The organism is Veillonella magna (assembly GCF_959600285.1).
Taxonomy (GTDB): domain Bacteria; phylum Bacillota; class Negativicutes; order Veillonellales; family Veillonellaceae; genus Veillonella_A; species Veillonella_A magna.
The window spans coordinates 1-5374 of record NZ_CAUGKU010000025.1; the positions used below are offsets into that span (position 1 = coordinate 1).

Here is a 5374-nt window from a genome sequence, read left to right on the forward strand (position 1 = left end):
CTTGATTACAAGGGAAAGCGGCATTTCTTACCCACAGGGATGCCAGAAGAGCCAATTTTATCTGTGAAATCAAAAAGGCATCTCCGTCGAAAGGTGTTATCGTTGAAGAATTTCCTTTTGTAGATATTGCAAAAGAATATGAAGAAGCCGGCGCGGCAGCTATTTCGGTGTTGACGGAACCTGCTTATTTTATGGGCGTTGATTCGTACGTAACGGACGTAGCCGATGTGGTTACGATTCCTATTTTACGAAAAGACTTCATTGTTGATGAATATCAGATTTACGAATCCAAAGTATTGGGAGCCTCGGCTATTTTGCTCCTTTGCTCCGTACTGGATGAGGAAGAATTAGCACGGTTCATGGCGTTGGCTACAGAGCTTGGGCTATCCTGTTTGGTGGAAGCGCATAACGAAGAGGAAGTAAAAAAAGCGCTGGCCGTTAATGCGCGTATTATCGGTATAAATAATCGCGATTTAAAAGATTTTAGTGTGGACGTAGGTAACAGTATTCGTCTGCGGTCGTTAATTCCGGACGGTGTTATTGTAGTGGCAGAGAGCGGAATTAAGTCAGCTGATGAAATTGAGGCTTTGCGCGAGCATCAAATTCATGCCGCATTAATCGGTGAAACACTGATGCGGTCGGAAGACAAAACCAAGGCATTAACGGAACTGTTCGGACCGGTGCGCGGTTTGCAGGTGAAAATTTGCGGATTATCCCGCACTGAAGATATTACGGTAGTCAACAATCCGGCGGTGCGACCGACTTATGCCGGTTTTGTCTTTGCGGAGAGCCCGCGTCGGGTCAGCGTATCCGATGCGCGAAATTTAATTTCCCAGATGGCACCGCAAATTCAGGCGGTCGGCGTTTTTGTTAATGAAGATGTGGAAACGATGGCGCATTTGGCGGAAACGGTACCGTTACAAGTCATCCAGCTTCATGGCGATGAAACGGAAGATATGATTAAGCAACTGCGGCAGTTAACTACGGCTCGTATTTGGAAAGCCGTGCGGGTGCAATCGGAAGACGATGTGCTGCGCTGGAATGAATCGGTAGCAGATTTATTGCTCTTTGATGCATACAAAACAGATGCATATGGCGGGAACGGTCATGTGTTTGATTGGAAGCTGTTGAAGAAATGTACGAAGCCCTTTATTTTAGCTGGCGGTATTCACAGTAAAAACGTGGCACGGGCTATACGCAATGTAAAGCCCTATGCGATTGATGCCAGCAGTGGTCTTGAAACCGACGGCGTGAAAGATAAGGAAAAGATTTTCCACTTTATGGATATTATTAAAAAAGTTCGCAACTAAGCGGCCATGGTGTAAGAGACCTATGGTTAGGTAGCATAGAAGGAGAGAGAGTATGGAAGCGATGAATATTCAAGGCGGTGCCAAACAGGATGGCCGTTACGGTGAGTTCGGCGGACAATTTGTGCCGGAAACATTGATGAATGCTATTTTAGAAGTAGAGAAAGCATATTTACAATACAAAGATGATCCAGACTTTATTCGCGAATTGGAAGATTTGCAGGTCAACTATACCGGTCGGCCATCGTTGTTGTACTATGCGGAAAAAATGACAAAGGACTTGGGCGGTGCGAAAATTTATTTAAAGCGTGAAGATTTAAATCACACCGGATCGCATAAAATAAATAATGTCCTTGGCCATGTGTTGTTGGCTAAACGCATGGGCAAGACGCGTATCATTGCCGAAACCGGTGCAGGTCAGCATGGTGTAGCAGCGGCTACGGCGGCAGCACTTCTCGGGATGAAATGCGAAGTGTTCATGGGAAAGGAAGACACGGAGCGACAAGCACTAAATGTATACCGGATGCGCCTGTTAGGAGCAACGGTACATGAAGTTACTACGGGAACGATGACCTTAAAAGATGCGGTCAGTGAAACATTGCGAGAATGGACGCGCCGCGTTGACGATACGTATTACGCCATGGGATCAGCCGTAGGGCCGCATCCGTTCCCGATGATTGTGCGCGATTTCCAAAGTATTATCAGTAAGGAAGCTAAAGAGCAAATTTTAGCGGCCGAAGGGAAATTGCCGGCAGCGGTATTGGCTTGCGTAGGCGGTGGCAGCAATGCCATTGGCATGTTCCATCACTTTGTGCCGGATGCGTCCGTAAAGCTTATCGGATGTGAAGCGGCCGGTCGAGGTATTGATACATTAGAACATGCGGCGACATTGGCGAAGGGATCTAAAGGAATTTTCCACGGTATGCATTCCTACTTCGTACAAAACGAATATGGACAAATCGCACCGGTGTATTCTATTTCGGCAGGGTTGGATTATCCGGGAATCGGGCCGGAGCATGCATACCTACATGCATCGGGACGTGCGGAATATGTGCCTATTACCGATGATGAAGCCGTAGATGCTTTTGAATATTTGTCGCGCACGGAAGGAATTATCCCGGCTATTGAAAGTGCGCATGCCGTAGCTTATGCAATGAAGATTGCACCAACTATGAAAAAAGATGAGAGTATGATTATTTGTCTGTCCGGTCGCGGTGATAAAGACGTAGCCGCTATGGCAGCGTATAGGGGGATTCAGATCGATGAGTAAAATAGCAGATGCATTCACGAATAAAAAAGCATTCATTCCGTTTCTCACCGCCGGTGATCCGACGATGGAAGCAACGGAGCGTTACATTAAAATTATGGCTGATGCCGGCGCCGATTTAATTGAAATCGGGATTCCTTTTTCGGATCCTGTGGCGGAAGGACCGGTGATTCAAGAGGCCACATTGCGGTCCTTAACGCATGGTACAACTACCGATGCTATTTTTGATATGGTCGAACGCGTTCGTCCGACTATATCAATTCCTTTAGTCGTGATGACCTATCTTAATCCGATTTATGTATATGGTGCGGATCGATTCATGGCGCGTTGCAAGAAGGCAGGAATTTGCGGCGTCATTGTGCCGGACATGCCTTTTGAAGAAAAAGGGGTACTTATTGATGTAGCTCATGCCCATGATATTGAAGTGGTGTCGTTGATTGCGCCGACATCGGAAGAGCGCATTGGTATGATTGCCAAAGAAGCAGAAGGTTTCGTATATTGCGTATCCTCTATGGGGGTAACCGGAGTGCGCAAAGAAATTACGACGGATGTAGGATCTATAGTCGATCAGATTAAACGTTATACCGATGTGCCGGTAGCTGTTGGATTTGGCATCAGCACACCGGAGCAGGCGGCGGCCATGGCAAAAGTATCCGACGGAGCAATCGTTGGTTCGGCTATTGTCCGCATCATCGGTGAACACGGTGATAAAGCAGACGAGGCACTGCGTGAATATGTAAAGGCAATGAAGGCTGCGGTAGGGTAGACTTTCCGTAGAAGGTGTTGTTTACCTGTAAGTGAGTAGTTATAATTTATAGGCATTTCTTGTTTGCGGGCATAATAAATATTAAAAAATATAGGTAAATTATTGAAATAGGAGACAGGCCGTAGCAGATGTGAGATTTGATATGGCCTGTTTTGTTATGCAGAATAGATTTATATGAACATCTGTACAGGGGGGAGGGTACATGATATCATAAAAATGATTAGGGATTAGACCTAATTGAGTGTGAGTTTATAATCAGAATTGGAAAGGAGTGTTAGTTATGAGTTCGTCTAAAACTAACAAACAGACCAAACAATTACGCAAAAAAATTATGTTGTCCTTAATGGCTGCTGGTGTCATCGGTACGGTGACGTTGGGCGCTTCCGGAATTGTGGAAGCTAAAGATATTGTTGCCGGCGGTGTCGCTACCCAATATGGTGCAACGGATATATCTGCGGATACGGCTATTATCGGTGGTTGGAGCTTTAGTGGCGACAATAATAGAGATATGGATCACAGCGAAGATACTACATCCGTTACGATGAATGATGGTACGGCACGGATGATTGTAGGCGGTAGCCAAATTATGAATAGTAATGACCCGGGTGGAACTATTGATGTAGGTACTACCAATGTAGTTATTAACAAAGGTACAGTGAAAGGTTTATCTAAAACAGGTGGCCCTACCGGCGCGGTTATCGGTGGTAACTACATTGTAGCCGATGATACCTGGAGAGGATCCATGTTTGCAAATACAAATGTAAAGGGTGTTACTAACGTAACTATTAACGGCGGTACCTTTGAGGCACCGATTATTGCCGGATCGGTGGCACAGAATTTAGGAGAAGCAGTTAAAGAAGGAAAACGGATTGTCGCTTATAATGATAAGACAAATTTAACTATAAAGGGTGGAGCCTATCCGGAAATTTATAATCCGAAATATATCTATAAAATTGATGAAGACGGATTTGAAGATATAGAGTATAGCTACACAGGTAATGCTATTTATGCCGGTGGAGCAGCAATGGGAAGCGGAGCTGAGGCTGACGTAAAAAATGCTGTTGTAACGCTCGATGGACTTAATCAGAATGTTGACCTTGAGAATCCCGGAGAAGATGAATTCAGGGGATATGTAGAAGTATATGGCGGAGGTTTATCTCATGCTGGTGGCTCTACTTCTGTAGAAAACGTCACTATCAATGTTATAAATGCAAAAAATATAGCTATTAACGCCGGCGGTAGTGCAGTAAGCGTTCCATATACAGTGCCGGATACGGAAGATCCAACAAAGGAAATGCTTATTCCACATGCAGATTTTAAAAATGCTGATGACTTAGCATCTAATACCTACGCCCATGTGGGAACAGCGACTATTAATATTCATAACGGTCAGATTTGGAACTTGTGGCTTGCTGGTGAAGGTTGGAATGAATACATGGGAGAGCAAGGACCAGGTTTGACATCTGTTGTTGATAATACGGTCGTAAATTATTATGGTGGAATGATAGGGGAAATTAATGCTCCAGGGGCTAAAAATACAGTTTTAAATTTGGAGAATAATCTAGAGTTGGATGTTCCCCAGGTAGGTAAGGAAAATAAAAATTATGTCCCAAAAATTTCTTTTTCCGGTGAGTTTAATAAGAGAATCTCGGAATATGATGAAAGTGGTAACCCAGTATATAGTGTACCAAAAATAAGTGAGTTTATTATTAATGCAAAGCATCACGATATTGGAGGTAGTATAACAGTTAATGCAGATAGAGAAGAAAATGAACAGTGGGATAATTATGCAGAAATGGTGATTAATGATGCTAATACAATTTCGGGTAATATAACTGTGAATCGGGATGGGCATTTATTCCTAAATAAGACTAACACCATTAAAGGAGATATTTTTGCTAACGGTAATTCCTCTATAGAAGGCTATGAAGTGGGAACCGTAGACGGAAATCTAATAGCAGAAAAAAATGCGTCTATTAATGAGGCTTCGGGCATGATTGTGGGTAAGTAGCCTCTGCCTCGCCCACTGTTTTT

3 protein-coding genes and 1 pseudogene are annotated in these 5374 nt (G+C 44.1%); all 4 read left to right on the forward strand.

From position 1 onward, the window contains the following. Positions 1-50 precede the first annotated feature (50 nt). Positions 51-1310, forward strand: a pseudogene (trpCF, locus tag Q5873_RS09620) (bifunctional indole-3-glycerol-phosphate synthase TrpC/phosphoribosylanthranilate isomerase TrpF); the annotation flags it as partial. A 52-nt stretch (positions 1311-1362) separates the two neighbouring features. Next, positions 1363-2577 carry a tryptophan synthase subunit beta gene (trpB, locus tag Q5873_RS09625; RefSeq protein ID WP_303060579.1) on the forward strand — a complete coding sequence of 405 codons (1215 nt, stop codon included), beginning with the start codon at positions 1363-1365 and terminating at the stop codon, positions 2575-2577. Continuing rightward, entirely contained in the window at positions 2570-3340 is a 771-nt protein-coding gene (gene trpA / locus Q5873_RS09630) for a tryptophan synthase subunit alpha (protein WP_303060580.1), read from the forward strand. Before trpB ends, trpA begins: the two co-directional genes overlap by 8 nt. Before the next feature lie 280 nt (positions 3341-3620). After that, complete coding sequence (locus Q5873_RS09635; protein WP_303060581.1) at positions 3621-5351, forward strand: hypothetical protein; 1731 nt, start codon at positions 3621-3623, stop codon at positions 5349-5351. Positions 5352-5374: the final 23 nt, after the last annotated feature.